Origin of the sequence: Flavobacterium sp. PMTSA4 (assembly GCF_032098525.1) — a bacterium.
Lineage (GTDB): Bacteria > Bacteroidota > Bacteroidia > Flavobacteriales > Flavobacteriaceae > Flavobacterium > Flavobacterium capsici.
The window spans coordinates 453124-472850 of record NZ_CP134890.1; the positions used below are offsets into that span (position 1 = coordinate 453124).

A 19727-nucleotide genomic window follows, 5' to 3' on the forward strand; every position below is an offset into this window, starting at 1 on the left:
GACCACTACTTCTTCTTCCGCTTCGCCGCTCTGTTTTTAAGGATATTTCTATTCACCGAAGAACTTGTTTTCTTTTTCGTTTTCGATGGTCCGCCAAGGTTCACTTTTTTGTTCTTGTCTTTCTTCTCATGAAATGAAGCACCGCCTTCCAGCTTTGGCTTTTTCATCAAGAACTTCATTTTCTTTTTATCCTTTTCAAAGTCCAGCAAGCGTTCAACAACTTCTACCTGTTCAGGAAACGGAAGCAAAGTAATTTCTTTTTCCATCAACAGCTCGGCTTCAATCATGATTTCCTCTTCGCTTGGCGCTACCAAACTAATCGCAATCCCCGATTTATCCGCACGACCGGTTCTACCAATACGGTGAATGTATTTCTCTGGAATTTCAGTAAACTCTATATTAATAACATGACTGATGTCTGAAATATCCAAACCTCTCGCCATAACATCCGTAGTAACTAAACCTCTCAAGTTGCCTTCCTGAAACTGTTCCATGGTTTGCAAACGGTAGTTTTGCGATTTGTTCGAATGGATTACACCAAATTGCTCCGGATAGGCTTCTTCTATTTTGTCTGCCAATAAATCGGCTGTTCTTTTGTTGTTTACAAAAAGCAACACACGCTCCAACGATTCATCTTGCAATAGTTCCAACACCAAATTTACTTTGGTTAAAAAGTTTGGCACTTTATAATGAAACTGTTCTATTTTTTCTAACGGAGTTCCGCTGGGTGCCAAAGAAACTTCCTCAGGAAACTCAAAGTATTCGTCCAACATTTCATCCACATCATCCGTCATGGTAGCCGAAAACAAGATGCTTTGCTTTTTGTTTTTCAGCATCGTCAGTATCGACGTAACCTGAAAACGAAACCCTAAATTCAATATTTCGTCAAACTCGTCAATGATAAGTTTCTGCATGCTGTCAAAACGAATCACATTGTCCAGCGCCAAGTCCATCACACGTCCCGGTGTTCCTACCAAAATGTCAACACCTTGATACACCGCCGTTTTTTGAGTGTTGATGTTCACACCACCATAAACGCCAAGCGTTCTCACCGACATGTATTTGGTTAGTTTTTCTACTTCAGCTGCTACCTGAACCACCAATTCTCGGGTAGGTACTAATATCAAAACCCGTGGCGTATCCGTAGCAATAAATTTCCATTGTTTTAAAATAGGCAACAGGTAAGCAAAGGTTTTCCCAGTACCCGTTTGCGCAATTCCCATCACGTCTCTTCCCGACATAATTACCGAAAAAGATTTTTCCTGAATAGGAGTAGGAGTAGTCAACCCCAGTTCGTCAACCGCTTTTTGTAATGATTTTGGAAGATTGAATTGCTCAAAAGTAGCCATGTAGATGATATTTTGGGCAAAGGTAACAATTTATACCTTAGTGTTTAGTATTTAGTGTGCAGTGCTCGGTTTTCGGTGCTCAGTGTTCAGTTTGCAGTGTTCAGTCGTAGTAAAAAAAAATCCCGTTAGGGATTAAATATTGGTAGCCGTGGGTTTCAACCCACGGAAAACATAACACCACAAAACCAAAATCCCGTTAGGGATGATATCAACCCAACCCACCAACCTTGTCCTGCTGACAAAGGAAGCATCACATAATACTTTGTTATTTGTTCCTATTTAAAAACCACGCGAAAGATTCGCGCGGAAGCGGAGGTTAGATTTTCAGTGTTGAGTATTAAGTGTAAATAGACTAATAATAATTTAAATTTTTTTTAATTTGACTTTCAATTAAAGCATGACTAATAAAAAAAGGTTTTTTTTCAATTGTTATTGAAATAGTTTTATTTTCAATATTGTAAAACCCTTTAAAGAAACCAATTTTTGATTTTATTTCAAAATGACCATTCTTATCATTACCGATTAGTTTTCCGTTATTTAAGGTAGCTTCTTTTTTAAGTTTTTCTACCAAATTTTCTATCGGTTTGTTGTATTCAAATTTCATTAGATTTTTTCAATTTCATCATCAAATAATTCTTCAGTGACTTCACCCAATGTTTTGTCAACTTTTTCGGCTTGCTCTTGAATAATTTTTTTTGATTTTCTATCAAGAATTTTTGTTAACTTGGATAAGCCTGGAATGTTTTCTAATTTTTCAACTGCGTCTGAGAGACTGGCACTTTTTTCCAATGCATCCATTAATGGATGGTCTGATTTATTATAATCTGAAATTAGTTTTCCAGGATTTTCAGAACTTACACTTAATATATTATAAAGAAGTTTAATTTTTAAATCTGTTGAAATATCTGTGTCATCAATTGAGTCAATTTGCCTTGAAAGACCTTCAAATGTTTTGCTTAAAACTTCCTTATGCGTATATTCTTCAATTAAGCGTTTTGATAAATTTAATTTCTTATTTGAAGAGTATGCTATCCAAAGGATAGGAATATACAATGGCACAATAGCTAATACAAGTCTTGGACTGTAATTAATAACATCTAAAAAAGGTTTATCTTGATAGATGAAAAAAACACTTAATCCAAAAGGTATTAACGAGACAAGTGTTAAACCAAAAACAGCCCATCGAAATGTTTTTGCATAGTCTTTGCTTTCTTCAAGTTCATTAGTTTTTTTTTCTGAATAAGCGTATGAAAGACCTGTAGTTAATGCGTTAGGCAATAATTTTGTTATTTTATCTAAGACAGAATCATATTCTTTATTCCATTCATCATGAGTCTTTTTATAATGTTCTTCTTTCTCAATAATAAAATTTGAATAATTATTTTGGGTATCTGTTTGTGTTTTAGCAATATCCTTTTCTAATTTATCTAAACTATCTACAAGTTCATCATAGGTTTCATCTAGTTGTTCTTTTAAACCTTCAATTTTGACTTCTACTTCTTTATCATTTTCATCTTTTTGAATTTCAGTATATCCAAAAATATCACGATGTGTATTGTCAATTTCCCTTTTTCGAACTTGAATAGATTTATAAAGTGTTTCAATTTTTCCAGCTGTTTCATCGCCTTCTTCAAAATGGCTATTAAGTGTTTCAAGCTTTTCTATTAACTCCTCATTTTTTTCAAAATTTTCTTCTAGCGTTTCAACAGTAGAGCTGATATTTGCACTTCTTAAATCTAAATCTTTATCAAAATCTTCAATTTTTTTTAAAATGTCTTCTGATTTAGTTTTGACAGTTTTTATATTTGTTAAGAGATGTTTAGCTTCATCTGCTTTAGTTTGAATTAAATTAGAATTTGTAACTGCTAATTCTTTTGCTTCATAACTCCTATTTTTAAATTCAGATGCTTTTTTTGAAGCTTGTTTAGCTTCTTTTTCATAATCTGATGTTTTCTTGTTTAACTCCAATTCTAAGGCAACTACTCGTTCCCATAGTTTTTCTCTCTCGCTATCGAGATATTCAAAATTTTTCATGATTAAATTTGATTTTGTCCAAAAAGGAATGAATTAGAAATTTATATATTTAAACCATTGAATTTTAAAAATATGAATGAATTTTATTAACAGAGTTAAGAACAAGTAATACTTAATTTAATGCTGATATTCATTATTACTGTAATGAAATCTAATTATCCCATCAGTTTTTCACTTTCATGCCTAAACCATCTAAAGAAATTTACTATTCCGACAATTGAACCAATGATTGAAAACGTTAAAAGAATAGCTGTTGTAAAATGGATTAAATTTATATAGTATTCATTCTTTGTCAAATTGAATTGGTCTAAAACTTCACTAAGTTCAAAATAAATAAAACCACTAACTAGTAAGCCTATAAGAGCACTTGCTAAAAAAGCAATTCCTGCAGAATAGATCAATGTTTGTTGATTTTTTTCAGGATATCTATCAAGAAATACATTCGATCTACCTAAAGAAAACAAACAATTTGCTGCTATTGCATTAGCAACAAATAGGGCATAGCAATACTTAACAATATTTTGACTTTTCAAATCTTTATATATAAAGAAAATTAATGTTAAGAGAAATATAATTATAATGCCTAATATTGAATAATAAACTTTTTGTTGATTCTTATGGAGAAAAAGACGAATTTTAGGTAATTTATTCATGAGTTCTTTTGGCTTATGGCTAATGTTTAAATCTTTTGTTAGGTTTTTTCATTTCCTCAAATCTAACCAATCCTCGCTACCGCGCGGCAAGAGCACAGCGACTTGCAAAGCAATCCTTTCGCGTGGTGTAATTATTTCCTCAAATCTAACCAATCGCCATCAAATAAAAAAGGGGGAAATCCCCCTAATTTCAAAAAAGTTTCATTTTTATGCAAAACAACAAACCTGACAGGTTTTTAAAACCTGTCAGGTTTAAATAAACAAATTTTCTTCATTAAGAACCATATTTTCTTTTCCATTCATTCATTAATTCAGCAAGTTTATTTGCTTTCATACCATAAGTATCTGGTAAAGCACCTTCATATCCTGCCAAATGCTTTGAGATGTTTCTACCTGTTTCATATTCGTCAAATTCGTATGCATAATCAAACATAACCATTTTTTTTCTCCACAAATAATTAGTTGAACCAACTGAACCAACAGCAAATGAATTGACATCAGACCACTTTGTAAAATTGGTTTTAAATAAATTGGTGGTTGTAAAACCTTCTTCGTTTAATTCTAATTGAGTAGCACCAGGAAATAGTTGAATTATAAAAACAAACAAACACAGTGCAAAAAAAGAAGTAGCCAACCAACCTTTTAAACCTTCACCATTTTTAATCATTAATGTTCCACCATATATAAATACTAGAGATACTATTACTAATAAATATGTTTTATACTTTTTTGGTTTAAATATTAGTTTATTCGTGGTCATCTATTATTTGTATTGATTAATTATGAAGCCCTTTTTGTTCCAACTGTGCAAAGTCTCCTGACTTTGAGCAAAAGTTCCATCAAATCTAACCAATCACCGCTACCGCGCGAATCCTTTCGCGTGGTGAAATTATTTCCTCAAATCTAACCAATCGTCTTTAAATAAAAAAGGGGGAAATCCCCCTAATTTCAAAAAAGTTTCATTTTTAAGCAAAACAACAAACCTGACAGGTTTAAACAATAATGTTCACAAAAAGTAAAAATCATCTATATCCGCACAGCAAAGCATCCACAAAACCCATTTTCCAACTCTTCAAACTCGTCCGCTCAACTTTTGAACTCCATTTCCAACAACTTGAACTCACAGCGGAACATCTTGAGCTCGCAGCAGAACACATTGAACTCGCAGCGGAGCAAATTGAACTCGCAGCGAAACAAATTGAACCCGCAGCGGAATATATTGAACTCGTACGCTCTTACATTTACGCTTTTAGAAAGCACCTTGATGCCGTCAGAACAAACATTGATGCCGTTAGAATTCACCTTGATGCCGTCCGCAAATACACTGATGCCATCCGCACCAACCTTGATGCCATCCGCACTCAAACAGATGCTTTCCGCTCCTACATTTCAATCGTCCGCACATGTCTTGAAGTCGTCCGCACATGTCTTGATGTCTTCCGCGCGTGTCTTGATGCCTTCCGCACGTGTCTTGATGTTGTTCGCACACCTCTTGATGTTGTTCGCACATGTCTTGAGCTCATCCGCACATTTAATAAATCTAATTTCTAGGTAAGATTATTGTATTGCAGACAAAGTCTCTTTAACGCAAAGTCAAGTATTAAGTGTATTGATTTAAAAACTCTCAAATGCTCCCAATCCAAACAAGGCAAAATCATATTTAACGGGATCTTTTGGATCAAAGATTCTCAAATTGGTGTCCAATTCCATTAAAGCTTTTAAATCGTTTTGCTTTCTTTCAATCAAGCCCAGCTTTCGAGCAATGTTCCCAGTATGAACATCTAATGGGCAGGAAAGTTTTGAGGTAGGTATGTCTTTCCAAATGCCAAAATCAACACCACATTTGTCATTTCGAACCATCCATCTCAAAAACATATTTATTCTCTTTGCCGCCGATTTAGTTCTTGGGTCAGCAACATGTTTACGAGTTCTAACCCAATGAGGAATTTCGAAAAAGACATCTCTAAAAGAAGAAATGCTTTCATGCATGGTTTCATTTCCTTGATTTATAGTAAAAATCTTTTCTAAACCATTGTGATTAATATAAATATTGCGAAGTGCTTTGATGAAAGTAACACAATCAATTTCATTAAATGTTCTGTGCTTAAAACAGTCAAACCTGTCTAAGTCTTCCACCACGTGATTTGTTATAAAATCATGTGGTGCATTATCCATTAGTTCAATAAGCTTCTTACCGTTATTGATAATCATTTTTCTATTTCCCCAAGCGATAGAAGCAACTAAGAATCCAGCAATTTCAATATCTTCTTTTTTAGAAAACATATGCGGAATTTGTATCGGATCGTTTTCAATAAAGGAAGGTCGGTTGTATAATGCTGCTTTTTCGTCTAAAAATTCTTTGAGTTCGTTTCTATTCATGGTAATTCTTTCGAATAAAAGCCATCTTTCAAAGAAGTTCCATTCATTTGAGGAATTACATTGAAGTTAGCTTGAAAATAATCTATTTGGTCTTGACTTACACAAGGTAATAAACCATTTCCGGTTATCCAAAAAAGTGTTGTATTTGATGGAGAATTATAATTTAAATTATCAAGAGTAACTTTTTTAAAATTACAATTTGTTGAAGAATTAAGCTTGGGATAAACAAGATTAGTAAAAGTTATATAATCCTTAGAATTTAAATTTAATGGATTTGGAAAAAAATAAATTATTGTTGTGAAAAATAAAATTCCAAAATAAAAAGGCAATAGTAATTTATTATTCTTTAAAAGATAAGCTAAAAGCAATACACTAAAAAACAAAGTAAAAAAGAAATAAAATCGAAACTGTGGTGAACTAAAACTTAACATTGTTAGCTGAGTAATAAATAAACCATAAATTATCCATAGTTTGTTGTTTTTTATCCTATAAAAGACAAACGGAATAATTATTACTAACATTAAAGTAATAATTGCAAAAACACTATCTACTCCATTGTTAAAGAAGTATTTTTTAAGTAATTCTGAACTTGAGATTTGATTAAAATCATAAGGACTAACATAAAAAGAATGCATTATTTTACTACTAAAGAAATAATCAATTATTTGTTCAGGAATAGCATAACTAACTTTAAAAAAAGTGATTTTACTAACAGGAAAAAATGGATATCCGGTAATGATTATGTTTTTAATTATCCAAAGAAATACTACAATTATAGAAAGTGAAATTGATTTAAAAACTTTTGTTTTTATTACAGGATATCTAAAAGTAATTAGCAGTATTGGAAGCATTAATAAAATAGCTGAAGTGATTTTTATGTAGAAGGCGAATAATGCAAATACTACTATTAGTAAGTAATTTGAAGTTGCATTTTTTAGGAATAAATAAAAAATTATAAAACTTAATAAATACACCATCAAATCGGGTGAAGGTGAATTTACGAATGGATATAAAACAACATACAACATTGGAAACAACCCGAAAAGCAAATCAATAATTGATTTTGATTCAGAGTATAATTGTAGTTTTTTTAAAAAGTAAAAACTAACTAGCACCAAACATAATCCATTTAAGTCATTGAAATTTGAATACAAAAAAGAAAAATTAAAGACACTTTGCGTTATATGCCAACCACTTGTTTGGCCTAAAAATAAATGCAAATTAGCCAATCCAGGAACAAATCCATATTCATTTAGCCATTTGATGGTTTGAATATAATAGGTTTCATTATCAGGTAAAATTGGACTAGTAGAAGATTGAATTAAAACTATAATAAAACAAAAGAAAAATATCCATTTCAGCGTTTTTGAAAACAATTTAAAATCTTCATAAAGTGATTTGTAAATATTGGTTATTTGTTTTTTTGACTGAATAAATAGAATTCCATTCAAGATTAACAATAAAGCATGAAATTCTATATTAATTCTTTCAAAACAAGCCCAAATACTAGCTAAAATTGTAGTCAAAAATAATCCTAGAATAGATGTAATTATTCCGTTAGTTGGTTTGTGTTTAAGAATTCTCAAAAATAAATTTCCAAAATTTATTGATGTAAATAATGTATAAATCCAACTAATCAGAATTAAACTCATAATCTCAAGTTATTTTTCCATCAACCATAACCAGTTTTCTGTCTGCCATAGCAGCTAACTCTTCATTGTGCGTAACAATTACAAAGGTTTGTCCAAATTCATCTCGGAGTTTAAAGAACAATTTATGTAAATTTTCGGCCGAACTAGTGTCTAAATTTCCTGAAGGTTCGTCGGCAAAAATTACAACGGGTTTGTTGATTAAAGCTCTTGCCACCGCAACTCTTTGTTGTTCTCCACCAGAAAGTTCATTTGGTTTATGATTTATCCTATCAGTTAAACCTAAATAATCAAGCAATTTTTTTGCCTCTGTTTCTGTTGTATTTTTATCTTTTCCTGAGATAAATGCTGGAATGCATACATTTTCTAAAGCGGTAAACTCTGGAAGTAATTGATGAAACTGAAAAATGAAACCTAATTTTTCGTTTCGGAATTTGGATAGTTTTTTGTCGTTTAGACTTAAGATATTTTGACCATCAATTTCAAGAGTTGACGATGTGTTTTTATTTGGATTGTCTAATGTACCTAGTATTTGAAGTAATGTTGTTTTTCCTGCACCACTTGCTCCAACTATTGAAACAATTTCACCTTTTTGAATGTGAATAGAAACACCTTTTAAAACTTCAAGATTATCATAGTTTTTAAAAATATTATTGGCTTTAATCATCAATTCTTTTTTTTACAAAGTAACAAAGTATTTTGACTTATAATGAACATATAAGTTTTTTTTATAATTGAATAGTTTTTAAATTAAAGTTAAAATAAATATTTTGTTTAATTATTTATTATATTTGTTAAACAAAAATATATTCTTATGAACACAACAATTGAAAAAGAATTATTTGAATTGATAGGTGACAATCATCAAATGACTTCAGCTGAAACTCCATTACATTTGGACGCGTTTAGCAAAACTGATTCGGAAAAAATGGTTGTCATCGAAAGACATTTTAAAGCCATTATGGAAGAAATAGGTTTGGAAATGACTGATGATAGCTTGAAAGGAACTCCGCATAGAGTTGCAAAAATGTTTATTAAAGAGATATTCTCAGGTTTAAATCCAGATAATAAGCCGAAAATTTCGGTTTTTGATAATTCCTATAATTATGATAAAATGCTAGTTGAAGCGGATATTAGCTTCAATTCAACTTGCGAACATCATTTTTTACCAATTATCGGAAAAGCACATATTGGTTATGTTTCAAGTGGAAAAGTAATTGGTTTATCTAAATTAAATCGAATTGTAGATTATTATTCTCGCAGACCACAAGTTCAAGAAAGATTAATTATGCAAATTTTTAACGAACTAAAAGATGTTCTTGATACAGAAGATGTAATTGTAGTTATGGAAGCGAAACATTTGTGTGTTTCAAGTAGAGGAATTCAAGACGAAAGTAGTTATACTTCCACCATTCAATATGGCGGAATATTTAATGAAAAAGAAAATAGAAACGACTTCTTTAATATGCTAAAAAAAGAATAAAACTTGTTTTGTTTATTGGTTGATTGATTGAAATCTCGGGCAATAATTATTGTTCGGGATTTTCTTTTTTAAACAAAAAACTGAATCCTAAACTTTTTAGCATTTTCTTTTCAAAAGCCCAAAAGAATTTGAATTGTCCAAACAGAAATCCGAAACTAACGAGAAGAATTTGATATACTGGAAAAATTAAAATAATATATAAAGGATAATAAATCCAATTGGAAACACTTCCTTTTATAATTCCAAAATAGGCTAAAATAGGTTTAGATAAATAGGCAGAAGTAGAACCTGTGATGGCAAATACAACAATAATGACAAATAATTGCCAATTTGATTTGATATTCCAGCGTTCTTTGAAAGATGCCATTCTTTTTTAATGCAAATATACTTTTTTATGGTCTTGGTACAAATCCTGTCAAGCGTTGATTATTTCTTTGTTGAAAATAAATCATATAATTATAAATAAGATAATTTACTTCATAACCGTAGTGAATACTTGGATCATAGTCAATTCGCATTTCATATAAGTTAGGATTATATCGCATCGGTTGATTAACTCGGTTATTCCATTCTGTTATGAACAAATAATTTCTATTTTCTAGATAACTTTCAGAATAATAGCCTCGTGGTCTTGCAGTAGATAAAAGCCAAGAATTAAAACCAGGATCAATAATAATTACTTCATATTCTAATTCATCATTGGCAATCTTAACAGTATCGTTTACTGAACCATTAGTTTGATTATCGGTGTTTTTAAAACCTGATTTCGAACTATTGCAACCAATTATAAGTGCAAACAGAAGAAGGAAAACTAAAATATTTTTCATTGCAATTCTAAAATTTTAATAAAGTTACAAAAATTGCAATCGAAACTTAATTATAAAAGTGTTAAAAAAAAGTCTTACTCGTTGAGTAAGACTTTTTGAAATTATACTTTTTCAGTTTTCAATAAACTAATAATTTGATAGGCTAATTCTGTACCAATTCTGTCTTGCGCTTCAAGAGTAGCAGCACCAATATGTGGTGTTAAAGAAATCTTTGGATGCATCAGGATTTGAATTTCAGGTTTTGGTTCATTCTCAAAAACATCTAATCCTGCAAAAGCCACTTTTTCATTATCTAAAGCTTCAACTAAAGCCACCTCATCAATAACGCCACCACGAGCACAATTGATAATTCCAACACCATCTTTTAATATTTCAAATTCATCTTTTCCAATTACATAACCTTCTTGCGATGGAACATGAAGTGTAATAAAATCAGAATGTTTTAGCAAATCTTCTAAAGGTTCAGTTTCAAATTCTACATTGATGAACTGACCGTTGTAAAAATCAACTTTTACTTCAGCTTTGTCTACAAATTTATCAGCTGCAATGACTTTCATTCCTAAGCCTAGTGCCATTTTAGCAACAGCTTGACCAATTCTTCCAAATCCAATTATTCCAAGAGTTTTTCCTCTCAATTCAATTCCATTGGCATAAGCTTTTTTCAATCCATCAAAATTCGAATCGCCTTCAAGTGGCATATTTCTATTAGAGTCGTGCAGAAAACGAACACCTGTAAATAAATGTGCAAAAACTAATTCGGCAACACTTTCCGAAGAAGAAGCTGGAGTATTAATTACATGTATTCCTTTATTACGTGCATAATCAACATCAATATTATCCATTCCAACGCCACCGCGACCAATAATTTTTAATCCTGGACAATTATCAATAATATCTTGACGAACTTTGGTAGCACTTCTTACTAATAAAACCGCAACATTATTTGAATTGATATAATTGGCTACTTGTTCTTGAGCAACTTTGGTTGTAATAACTTCAAAACCTCCTTTTTCTAATGCTTTGATTCCACTTTTTGAAATTCCGTCGTTTGCTAATACTTTCATTTCTTACCTATATTTTTATTAAATCTTATTTTCTAATTCTTTCATTACATCTACTAAAACCTGAACACTTTGCAAAGGTAATGCATTATACATTGAAGCTCTATAACCACCAACAGAACGATGACCGTTAAGTCCAGAAATCCCAGCTTCTTTCCACATTTTATCAAATGTTTCTTGATGTGTTTCGTTTTCTAATAAAAATGTGGCGTTCATGAAACTTCTGTCTTCTTTATTTGCTGTACCAACAAATAATGGATTTCTATCAATTTCATTATAAAGTAAATTGGCCTTAGCTTCATTTACTTTTTCAATAGCAGCAATTCCACCATTATTTTTCAACCATTGTAAGGTTAGGAGTGAAGCATAAACTGGAAAAACAGCTGGAGTATTGTACATACTTTCCGCTTTAATATGTTTTTCATAATCTAAAATACTTGGAATTGTTCTACCTGATTTTCCTAATATTTCCTCTTTTACGACTACTAAAGTTGTTCCCGCAGGTCCCATATTTTTTTGAGCACCAGCATAAATCAAATCAAATTTTGAAAAATCTAAAGTTCTAGAAAAAATATCTGAACTCATATCGCAAACAACAGGAACGGTTGTTTCGGGAAATGATTTCATTTGTGTACCAAAAATAGTGTTGTTACTTGTGCAGTGAAAATAGGAAGCATCAGATGGGATACTATAATCTTTTGGTATAAAATTGTAATTTGCTTCTTTAGAGGATGCAACAATTTGAGTTTCGCCAAAAAGTTTGGCTTCTTTAATAGCATTGTTTGCCCAAGTTCCAGTATCTAAATAGGCAGCTTTACCGTCAACTTTCATTAAATTATAAGGAACCATCAAAAACTCCATACTTGCACCACCTTGTAAAAACAATGCTTGATAACCTTTACCTTCTAATCCTAAAAGTTCTAAAACCAAAGATCTAGCTTCGTCCATCACGGAAACAAAGTCTTTGCTACGGTGTGATATTTCTAATATAGATAAATTTGAATTGTTGAAATTTAATATAGCTTCAGCTGATTTTTCAAATACTTCCTGAGGTAAAATACATGGTCCAGCGCTGTAATTGTGTTTTTTCATGACTTGATTTCCAAAAAATTAAGTTGCAAATTTCGGAAATACCAATAGAAATTACCAATTGGATTAACCTTGAATTATTAGAGGTTATTAACAAAAACGTTATAGTTGATAATTACTTAATTTTAATTTTTAATAACTTTTTTAGTAATTATTGAATCGTTATTGAATAATATTTTTAAAAAATATACACCTTTAGTTAAATTCCTTAAATCAATTGATTCAAAGTTGGAGTTAATTGTATTAATCATTTTTCCATCAATTTGAAATACTGAAATACTTCTTACTTCATTAATAAAACTATCTTCTAAGTGTAAAAAGTCTTTGGTTGGGTTAGGATAGAAATAAAATGAATTAGGGATGTTATCATTCAAACTCAGTGTTGTGTCTGCATAATATGATCTTCCAGTCGGCACAGGAACAAAACTATATTCAAAGGTTGCGGCAATAATTAAGCTGTCTCCTTCTAAAATTATGTTTGAACCAAAATAATCGTCAAATCCTGAAAATGGCTCTTGCCCGTATAAATTTGGTTGTTCTAGCCAATTATTATTATCTTTCTTAAAATATTTTACTGGAAATTTCCTAGCCATTTGTAATATATAACTATTAGAACCAAGAAAAATATTCGAATCATTTACTACAATTTTGTCAAACATTTGATCAGTTGGAGTATAATTAAATGATGAGTTCAGAACCCAATTATCATTAGAAAACTCGTATATATTAATCAAAAACTGTTGTGGTTGAACAACATAAATTTTAGAGTCATATAAAAATAAACCAAGCGAAGTATTAAAATTTTGCGAATTTTGATAAACCCACTGGTTATTACTTAGTTCAAATGTATTGTAATATAAACCATTGGACAATGAAGAGATTAAAAGTTGATTATTAGAAACTAAAATTTTAGCAAAACCTAAGGAATTTACATTAGGTAATGTTATAGTTTGACTTAAGATCCAATCATCATTTACTAAATCATAAACATAAAAATTGTTATTAGAGCCAATGTAAAGACGATTATTGAATATTTTTACTTTAGTTCCAAAGCGGTCATCTTGATCATTGGTTATTGATAAAATCTTTTGATGAAATTGATAATTACCATTAACTTTTTTATACATGTAAACTGCTCCAGTATTAGAACTATTTAACCCTTGCCTTGGAGCCCCAACTGCAATTCTATCATTTTCTATATCAACGGAATTTCCATATACATCAGTATGTAAAACATCATTTTCAAATAAAGTTTGTGATTGAATTATTTGGTTACCAATCTTATTAAAGACATAAACTTTACCTACTTGTGTTAAAGTCCCATTAATAGAAACTGTCGAAGAAACAATTTCATTGCCATCTATTGCCATACTGCTACCAAAAAAACCACCACTTGCTCCAGAAGTTGGATAAAAAGATGCTAATTGTAATTGAGAAAAAATTACTTGAGTAAAAAGGAGAAAGTAAATATTTTTCATAATGTTTTGGTTTTAAATCAAATGTAATAAATTTTTACAAATGATATAAAAAAAACATTACAAATTAATCAAAAACTCCAAAGTATCAACACCATCAGCATAATCCCAAAGTTGTGGCTTTTGAGTTTGTCCAAAAGCAATGGAATTAGGAATTAAATCATTAGAAACAATACATTGAATTTGTTCTTTTTCAAGCTCTAAACGACTTTTTAAAGTATTTAAATCTTCATAGTTTTCATAAAACACAGAAGAAATGGGTGAAGCATAGCTTGTATCTTCTTTTAATGTCATGAATTCATTATCCAACAATTTAAAATTACTCATCAAGAAAACCGCTTTGTTGTAATCGTAATTGTTAGAATATTTTTCATAAAAAATGACATCTTTATATTCATACATTGCTTTAAAGAAAGCTTCAAAATTATAATCCTTTGGAATAAAAAGTTTAGAAACATTGCGACAACCCAAACCAAAATACCTGAAAATATCTTCACCTAAATTCACTAAATCATCATGCGTTTCATTTCCATCTAAAACCGCAACTGAATTTCTGTTTTTACGAATGATACTTGGTTTGTCTTTAAAGTAAAACTCAAAATGGCGCGCAGTATTATTGCTTCCTGTAGCAATTACAGCATCAAAATTTTCGAGTTTTCCTTCCGTAAAAGTTATAAATTTCTCAATCTCTGGATTTATTGAGGTTAAATATTTTGATAAAAACTTGATTAAATGTTGGTCATTAGACGAAGTTTTTACCAATACATTATGACCAGAAATTAAAACGGAAAGAAAATCATGAAAACCAACTAAAGGAATATTTCCAGCAAGTATTAAACCAACAGTTTTTGGAGTAACTTTCGAAAAATCATATTTTGATAACCATTGGTTCAGGTTTTCTTCTTTCAAAGCATCCGCCCACGAATTGATTGAATAATAAACTTGTTCAGGTGTAAACCAACCATTATGCGATTGTGACAATTCAATCAGAGTAATAAAATCATCATAAAACAAATCATTGTTCAGAACTGCTTCATTTTTTGAATTATTGTCTAATGAAAATTGGCTTAAAAATTTTCCTAATTCAATAAAACAGTTTTTTTTATCCAATTGTAACATTTGTTTCTTGTTTATGAATGGTTTTGATTGTAATTTTGCACAAAATTAATTAAAAAATAGCTATGGCAATCATTATAACAGACGAATGTATTAATTGTGGCGCATGCGAACCAGAATGTCCAAATACAGCTATCTATGAAGGTGCTGACGATTGGAGATACAAAGATGGAACCAGCTTGAGAGGAAAAGTTATTCTTCCTGATGGTACTGAAATTGATGCCGATGCCGCACAAACACCAATCTCTGATGATTTGTATTATATAGTTCCAGGAAAATGTACAGAATGTAAAGGTTTCCACGAAGAACCACAATGTGCGGCTGTTTGTCCGGTAGATTGTTGTGTTCCTGATGATAATCACGTAGAAAGTGAAGAAACACTTTTAAATAGGCAAGCCTTTTTACACAACGAATAATAAAAAAATCCGAAAGTTATCTTTCGGATTTTTTATTACTAGATTATTGTTTGTTATTTTGAAACTACAAATTTTTCAGTAGTAATTCGGTCTGTCTTTTCATTATAAGTGTCAATTATAAGATTTCCTTCAGCATCAAAATAAGCCGCAGATACTTTTCCATCTCTAACAAATAAGTAATTGTTATTGGATGTTTTTCTTAAATATGAATTCTTATTTGTTTCACGGTTTGTCATTAAATATCCGTAATCATCAACTTTTACTTCATATTTCTTTCCATTATGAACGTAATAAGCAGAATGATCAATATCAACATACTTTGTTTTTCCGTCAACACTTAACTCTGTTTTTTCAGTAACCAAAACAGGACTATCTTTCATTGGTATGTTCAATGTGTTTGGTTTTGCTTCTTCAAGTTCAATATTTTGAACTTCTTTAGTTTCATTAATTGTTACGATTTTCTTTTCACCTTCCGAATTTTTAATCGTTGTTATCTTCGTTTCTGTTTCTTTCAACACATTTTTATTCTGAGCTTGTATACAAATTGTTCCAAGCAATAAAAATGGAATTATAATTAATTTTTTCATGATAATATATTTTTTAAATTGTTATAGTACAAATTTAGAGCTCATACAGAAGTTTTTCATTACAGCTTTTTATCTGATTTTTACAGTATTTACATTTGCTGTAAATGTTGATAGAAAGTTAATAATTCGAAAAAATATTTTTATTTTGACTTTAAATCTTTAGTAGATTTGTTAAAATCATAAATAAAATGTCTTTAAGAAGATTAATTTTTATTTTCTTGTTTTTTAGTGTTCAGCTCTTCTCACAAGCCGAACTCAAGACATTAATACTAAAAGACAAAGATTCAGATTTGCCCATTGAAGATGTAACGGTTACAGTTATAAAAACAAAACAAAATTTACTAAGTAATGCTGATGGAGTAGTAACATTTGAACTTTTAGGCAACTCAAACATTCAAATCAAACATTCGTCCTATTTGCCATTAAACGTTCGTGCGAGTACTTTAAAAGAAAAAAGCAACACGATATATCTGACTAGTAATGTAAATGAATTAGAGGATATTGTTGTTACCAAAAAACATCCTCAGAAGATTTTAGCATCTTTAATAGAAAATTCCAAGAAAAAATTAACAGTTCCGGGCAGATTAAAAGTCTATTGTCGAGAGTTTTTTAAGTTCAATGGAAAATATTCCTATTATAATGATGGTTTGATGAACTTTCAATTGCTTGATAAATCAAACAAAACAGATGCTGTTATTCTTGTTGAACAAAATCGTTCAATAAACTTAACAAATGATTACATGAAAGAAGATTTGTTAGGCTATAATTTGAATGACATCATGGAAAACTATTATAATTTCAAATATTTAGATCCATTGCTCGATGCAGTTGCTAAAAAAGAGTATGATTTTGTGATAAAAGTATTTTCAAAAAACAAAGATTATTATGTAATTTCTGCCGTGCCAAATGAGAATGCTTCAGGTTTATTAGATGATTTTGCTATTATTTATGATCCAGATAAAAAGCTAATTATTGAAGTTAGTTCCGTTGTTTCTCCGTTGGTTTTATCGAAAATGAAAGAGAAAACAAGTAATGGTGCTAAAAACATTTATAAATCAATGTTTAAAACCATTTATAAAATTCAAAACAGCAACTATTATTTGTTGGGTTCAAAAGAAGAAATAGGTTTTGAAAAAATTGAAAAGAATCAAAAGAAAGAAATAGAGGTTCGAAACTATTTTCTAACCAAAAATTTTAGCACAAATTATTACAAGTACAATCAAGATGAAGTCTTTAAAGACAAAACGCTTCACAACAAAAAAAATGTCATCCTAACTGATTTTTGGAACGAATCAGGATTAACTGCTACCGATGAAGAACAGCAAATAGTAAATACCATTGAAGAAATTCATTAAATAGAGTATATTTGCACACTTTTTAAAAATACTTCATTTATGAAAGCAGGAATTGTAGGATTGCCAAATGTTGGAAAATCAACTTTATTTAATTGTTTATCAAACGCAAAAGCGCAGAGTGCAAACTTTCCGTTTTGTACAATCGAACCAAATATTGGAGTTGTAAACGTTCCAGATCCAAGAATCAACAGATTGGAAGAATTGGTAAAACCAGAGCGTGTTCAAATGGCAACGGTTGATATCGTAGACATTGCAGGTTTGGTAAAAGGTGCAAGTAAAGGTGAAGGTTTAGGAAACCAGTTTTTGGCAAACATCCGCGAGTGTAATGCAATTATTCACGTGTTACGTTGTTTTGATAACGATAATATTGTTCACGTTGATGGTAATGTAAACCCAATTCGCGATAAAGAAACAATCGATATTGAGTTACAATTAAAAGATTTAGAAACTGTTGAAAAACGATTAGAAAAAGTAAATCGTGCAGCTAAAACAGGAAATAAAGAAGCGCAAGTTGAACAAGCTTTTTTAAATAGAATAAAAGAAGCATTACTTCAAGCAAAATCAGCCAGAACTGTTGTTCCCCAAAATCAAGATGAAGAAGAATTAATGGAAGATTTTCAGCTAATTACTACTAAGCCAGTTTTATACGTGTGTAACGTTGACGAAGGTTCAGCGGTATCAGGAAACAAATATGTTGACCAAGTTCGCGAATTAGTGAAAGATGAAAATGCAGAAGTAATTGTTCTTGCCGTTGGCACAGAAGCAGATATAACCGAATTAGAAACCTATGAAGAACGTCAAATGTTTTTGGAAGATTTAGGGTTAAAAGAACCAGGAAGTTCTGTTTTAATTCGTGCAGCATATAAATTATTAAAACAACAAACCTATTTCACAGCAGGAGTAAAAGAAGTTCGTGCTTGGACTATTAATATTGGCGATACTGCACCAAAAGCAGCTGGAGTAATTCATACCGATTTCGAAAAAGGATTCATTCGTGCCGAAGTAATTGCTTTTGAAGATTATTCAAACTATGGTTCAGAGGCTAAAGTAAAAGAAGCCGGAAAACTTAGAGTAGAAGGTAAAGAATACATCGTTAAAGATGGTGATGTAATGCATTTTAGATTTAATGTGTAATCGATGAAAAAAATTGTTGTTTTAGTCATATTCGTTTTTATTGGTCAAAATAGCTTGGCTCAAGATAAAATATCATTAGGTGTAAATGGTGGAGCAACTTATTCTTCATTTAGAGGAAATCCTTCAGCTGATGATTTTAATGCTGGAGTAGATTTTTTGGCAGGATTTTCTTTTGAATACAAATTAAAAGAAAGATTATCATTAGTTGTAAACCTTAATTATGATAGAAAATCAGCGTCTAAAAATTTTTTAGATGAATTCATTCTAGGTCCAGATGATCCTAACTTAATTAGTGATGTAAAAGTTAAGTTAAAAATGCAATTTATATCGTTGCCTATTTTGGTTCGCTATAAATTTGGAAATAAAAATGATTTTTATATTAATGGCGGACCTTTTATTAGCTATTTGTTAAAATCTGAATTATCAAACGATTATGATAATACAAGTTTAGATATGACAGAAAGTTTCAAGAAAATAGATTATGGTTTGGTGCTTGGTTTTGGAAAAACATTCAAATTGAAAAACAATACTGAATTATCAGTTGAAATAAGAGAAAATCTCGGTTTAAATAATATTAGTTCTAAACCTGTGGTTGATGATGGTTCAATCAAAACGAACTCTTTAAATCTCATTTGTAATTATTCTTTTAATTTATAAAATATACGAAACCGCAAAATCTCTTTTGCGGTTTTTTTTATTCATAAAAAAAGAAATGTAAAGCATTAAACCACTTAAAACACGTTATCTAACGTATTAAACCTGGTTCCAAACCTAATAAATAGGGTTATCTAACGTATTAAACCTGGTTCCAAACCTAATAAATGGGGTTATATAACGTATTAAACCTGGTTCAGAACCTAATAAATGGGGTTATATAACGTATTAAACCTGGTTCAGAACATAATAAATGGGGTTATATAACGTATTAAACCTGGTTCAGAACATAATAAATGGGGTTATATAACGTATTAAACCTGGTTCCAAACCTAATAAATGGGGTTATATAACGTATTAAATGTGGTTCTGAACGTATTAAAATAGGTTGTATAACGTATTAAATGTGGTTCTGAACGTATTAAAATAGGCTGTATAGCGTATTAAATGTGGTTCTGAACGTATT

General features: G+C 30.5%; 21 protein-coding genes. 6 read left to right on the plus strand and 15 right to left on the minus strand.

Annotated features, from left to right (window positions below; genetic code table 11):
• Positions 1-5: 5 nt before the first annotated feature.
• The 5 genes from RN605_RS02035 to RN605_RS02055 all read right to left on the minus strand — a co-directional run bounded on the left by RN605_RS02035 (position 6) and on the right by RN605_RS02055 (position 4796).
• Entirely contained in the window at positions 6-1349 is a 1344-nt protein-coding gene (locus tag RN605_RS02035; protein WP_313321747.1) for a DEAD/DEAH box helicase, read from the minus strand.
• 352 nt (positions 1350-1701) lie between these two features.
• Entirely contained in the window at positions 1702-1953 is a 252-nt protein-coding gene (locus RN605_RS02040) for a hypothetical protein (protein ID WP_313321748.1), read from the minus strand.
• Entirely contained in the window at positions 1953-3383 is a 1431-nt protein-coding gene (locus RN605_RS02045) for a hypothetical protein (protein WP_313321749.1), read from the minus strand. The genes RN605_RS02040 and RN605_RS02045 overlap by 1 nt, the downstream gene beginning before the upstream one ends.
• A 155-nt stretch (positions 3384-3538) precedes the next feature.
• Entirely contained in the window at positions 3539-4036 is a 498-nt protein-coding gene (locus RN605_RS02050; RefSeq protein WP_313321751.1) for a hypothetical protein, read from the minus strand.
• A 274-nt stretch (positions 4037-4310) separates the two neighbouring features.
• On the minus strand, positions 4311-4796 hold the full coding sequence (locus RN605_RS02055; protein WP_313321753.1) for an STM3941 family protein: 486 nt from the start codon (positions 4794-4796) through the stop codon (positions 4311-4313).
• A gap of 242 nt (positions 4797-5038) precedes the next feature.
• Between RN605_RS02055 and RN605_RS02060 the strand changes: the two genes are divergently transcribed.
• Positions 5039-5587 (plus strand): hypothetical protein, encoded by a 549-nt coding sequence (locus RN605_RS02060; protein ID WP_313321755.1) that lies wholly within the window; start codon positions 5039-5041, stop codon positions 5585-5587.
• Positions 5588-5650: 63 nt separating this feature from the next.
• On the opposite strand, the gene RN605_RS02065 is transcribed toward RN605_RS02060, so the two are convergent.
• Genes RN605_RS02065 through RN605_RS02075 form a run of 3 tightly spaced genes read right to left on the minus strand, consistent with a single transcriptional unit; the run spans position 5651 to position 8731 of the window.
• Entirely contained in the window at positions 5651-6415 is a 765-nt protein-coding gene (locus tag RN605_RS02065) for a TIGR02757 family protein (RefSeq protein ID WP_313321756.1), read from the minus strand.
• On the minus strand, positions 6412-8067 hold the full coding sequence (locus RN605_RS02070) for an LIC_10190 family membrane protein (protein WP_313321757.1): 1656 nt from the start codon (positions 8065-8067) through the stop codon (positions 6412-6414). The genes RN605_RS02065 and RN605_RS02070 overlap by 4 nt, the downstream gene beginning before the upstream one ends.
• A gap of 4 nt (positions 8068-8071) precedes the next feature.
• On the minus strand, positions 8072-8731 hold the full coding sequence (locus RN605_RS02075; RefSeq protein WP_313321758.1) for an ABC transporter ATP-binding protein: 660 nt from the start codon (positions 8729-8731) through the stop codon (positions 8072-8074).
• A 147-nt stretch (positions 8732-8878) separates the two neighbouring features.
• On the opposite strand from RN605_RS02075, the gene folE reads away from it, so the two are divergent.
• Positions 8879-9547 (plus strand): GTP cyclohydrolase I FolE, encoded by a 669-nt coding sequence (gene folE / locus RN605_RS02080; RefSeq protein WP_313321759.1) that lies wholly within the window; start codon positions 8879-8881, stop codon positions 9545-9547.
• A 46-nt stretch (positions 9548-9593) separates the two neighbouring features.
• On the opposite strand, the gene RN605_RS02085 is transcribed toward folE, so the two are convergent.
• The 6 genes from RN605_RS02085 to RN605_RS02110 form a co-directional block, all read right to left on the minus strand.
• Positions 9594-9914 (minus strand): DUF6787 family protein, encoded by a 321-nt coding sequence (locus RN605_RS02085; RefSeq protein WP_313321760.1) that lies wholly within the window; start codon positions 9912-9914, stop codon positions 9594-9596.
• Between the two features lie 25 nt (positions 9915-9939).
• Positions 9940-10374, minus strand: coding sequence for a DUF6146 family protein (locus RN605_RS02090; protein ID WP_313321762.1), 435 nt, complete (start codon positions 10372-10374; stop codon positions 9940-9942).
• 101 nt (positions 10375-10475) lie between these two features.
• Entirely contained in the window at positions 10476-11438 is a 963-nt protein-coding gene (locus RN605_RS02095; RefSeq protein ID WP_313321764.1) for a D-2-hydroxyacid dehydrogenase, read from the minus strand.
• An 18-nt stretch (positions 11439-11456) separates the two neighbouring features.
• Positions 11457-12527 carry a 3-phosphoserine/phosphohydroxythreonine transaminase gene (serC, locus tag RN605_RS02100; RefSeq protein ID WP_313321766.1) on the minus strand — a complete coding sequence of 357 codons (1071 nt, stop codon included), beginning with the start codon at positions 12525-12527 and terminating at the stop codon, positions 11457-11459.
• 122 nt (positions 12528-12649) lie between these two features.
• The gene (locus RN605_RS02105) at positions 12650-14002 is read right to left on the minus strand and encodes a T9SS type A sorting domain-containing protein (protein ID WP_313321768.1); all 1353 of its coding nucleotides are present in this window, start codon (positions 14000-14002) and stop codon (positions 12650-12652) included.
• Between the two features lie 57 nt (positions 14003-14059).
• Positions 14060-15118: an acyl-CoA reductase gene (locus RN605_RS02110; RefSeq protein WP_313321770.1), complete on the minus strand. Its 1059-nt coding sequence runs from the start codon at positions 15116-15118 to the stop codon at positions 14060-14062.
• A 62-nt stretch (positions 15119-15180) separates the two neighbouring features.
• On the opposite strand from RN605_RS02110, the gene RN605_RS02115 reads away from it, so the two are divergent.
• Positions 15181-15531 carry a 4Fe-4S dicluster domain-containing protein gene (locus RN605_RS02115; RefSeq protein ID WP_313321772.1) on the plus strand — a complete coding sequence of 117 codons (351 nt, stop codon included), beginning with the start codon at positions 15181-15183 and terminating at the stop codon, positions 15529-15531.
• A 53-nt stretch (positions 15532-15584) separates the two neighbouring features.
• Here RN605_RS02115 and RN605_RS02120 read toward each other — a convergent pair whose 3' ends face one another.
• Positions 15585-16118, minus strand: a complete 534-nt coding sequence (locus tag RN605_RS02120) for a hypothetical protein (RefSeq protein ID WP_313321773.1) — start codon at positions 16116-16118, stop codon at positions 15585-15587.
• Positions 16119-16306: 188 nt separating this feature from the next.
• Here RN605_RS02120 and RN605_RS02125 point away from each other — a divergent pair, with 188 nt between their 5' ends.
• The 3 genes from RN605_RS02125 to RN605_RS02135 are packed head-to-tail and all read left to right on the plus strand — an operon-like array spanning position 16307 to position 19264.
• Positions 16307-17473, plus strand: coding sequence for a hypothetical protein (locus RN605_RS02125; protein WP_313321775.1), 1167 nt, complete (start codon positions 16307-16309; stop codon positions 17471-17473).
• Between the two features lie 39 nt (positions 17474-17512).
• Complete coding sequence (gene ychF, locus RN605_RS02130; RefSeq protein WP_313321777.1) at positions 17513-18607, plus strand: redox-regulated ATPase YchF; 1095 nt, start codon at positions 17513-17515, stop codon at positions 18605-18607.
• A gap of 3 nt (positions 18608-18610) precedes the next feature.
• Complete coding sequence (locus tag RN605_RS02135; RefSeq protein ID WP_313321779.1) at positions 18611-19264, plus strand: porin family protein; 654 nt, start codon at positions 18611-18613, stop codon at positions 19262-19264.
• The last annotated feature ends 463 nt before the right edge of the window (positions 19265-19727 follow it).

What these genes read in the sequence shown, in the direction of transcription:
- RN605_RS02035 (WP_313321747.1), bottom strand. Translation starts at nt 1,349, where the DNA reads ATGGCTACTTTTGAGCAATTCAATCTTCCAAAATCATTACAAAAAGCG.
- RN605_RS02040 (WP_313321748.1), bottom strand. Translation starts at nt 1,953, where the DNA reads ATGAAATTTGAATACAACAAACCGATAGAAAATTTGGTAGAAAAACTT.
- RN605_RS02045 (WP_313321749.1), bottom strand. Translation starts at nt 3,383, where the DNA reads ATGAAAAATTTTGAATATCTCGATAGCGAGAGAGAAAAACTATGGGAA.
- RN605_RS02050 (WP_313321751.1), bottom strand. Translation starts at nt 4,036, where the DNA reads ATGAATAAATTACCTAAAATTCGTCTTTTTCTCCATAAGAATCAACAA.
- RN605_RS02055 (WP_313321753.1), bottom strand. Translation starts at nt 4,796, where the DNA reads ATGACCACGAATAAACTAATATTTAAACCAAAAAAGTATAAAACATAT.
- RN605_RS02060 (WP_313321755.1), top strand. Translation starts at nt 5,039, where the DNA reads ATGTTCACAAAAAGTAAAAATCATCTATATCCGCACAGCAAAGCATCC.
- RN605_RS02065 (WP_313321756.1), bottom strand. Translation starts at nt 6,415, where the DNA reads ATGAATAGAAACGAACTCAAAGAATTTTTAGACGAAAAAGCAGCATTA.
- RN605_RS02070 (WP_313321757.1), bottom strand. Translation starts at nt 8,067, where the DNA reads ATGAGTTTAATTCTGATTAGTTGGATTTATACATTATTTACATCAATA.
- RN605_RS02075 (WP_313321758.1), bottom strand. Translation starts at nt 8,731, where the DNA reads ATGATTAAAGCCAATAATATTTTTAAAAACTATGATAATCTTGAAGTT.
- folE (WP_313321759.1), top strand. Translation starts at nt 8,879, where the DNA reads ATGAACACAACAATTGAAAAAGAATTATTTGAATTGATAGGTGACAAT.
- RN605_RS02085 (WP_313321760.1), bottom strand. Translation starts at nt 9,914, where the DNA reads ATGGCATCTTTCAAAGAACGCTGGAATATCAAATCAAATTGGCAATTA.
- RN605_RS02090 (WP_313321762.1), bottom strand. Translation starts at nt 10,374, where the DNA reads ATGAAAAATATTTTAGTTTTCCTTCTTCTGTTTGCACTTATAATTGGT.
- RN605_RS02095 (WP_313321764.1), bottom strand. Translation starts at nt 11,438, where the DNA reads ATGAAAGTATTAGCAAACGACGGAATTTCAAAAAGTGGAATCAAAGCA.
- serC (WP_313321766.1), bottom strand. Translation starts at nt 12,527, where the DNA reads ATGAAAAAACACAATTACAGCGCTGGACCATGTATTTTACCTCAGGAA.
- RN605_RS02105 (WP_313321768.1), bottom strand. Translation starts at nt 14,002, where the DNA reads ATGAAAAATATTTACTTTCTCCTTTTTACTCAAGTAATTTTTTCTCAA.
- RN605_RS02110 (WP_313321770.1), bottom strand. Translation starts at nt 15,118, where the DNA reads ATGTTACAATTGGATAAAAAAAACTGTTTTATTGAATTAGGAAAATTT.
- RN605_RS02115 (WP_313321772.1), top strand. Translation starts at nt 15,181, where the DNA reads ATGGCAATCATTATAACAGACGAATGTATTAATTGTGGCGCATGCGAA.
- RN605_RS02120 (WP_313321773.1), bottom strand. Translation starts at nt 16,118, where the DNA reads ATGAAAAAATTAATTATAATTCCATTTTTATTGCTTGGAACAATTTGT.
- RN605_RS02125 (WP_313321775.1), top strand. Translation starts at nt 16,307, where the DNA reads ATGTCTTTAAGAAGATTAATTTTTATTTTCTTGTTTTTTAGTGTTCAG.
- ychF (WP_313321777.1), top strand. Translation starts at nt 17,513, where the DNA reads ATGAAAGCAGGAATTGTAGGATTGCCAAATGTTGGAAAATCAACTTTA.
- RN605_RS02135 (WP_313321779.1), top strand. Translation starts at nt 18,611, where the DNA reads ATGAAAAAAATTGTTGTTTTAGTCATATTCGTTTTTATTGGTCAAAAT.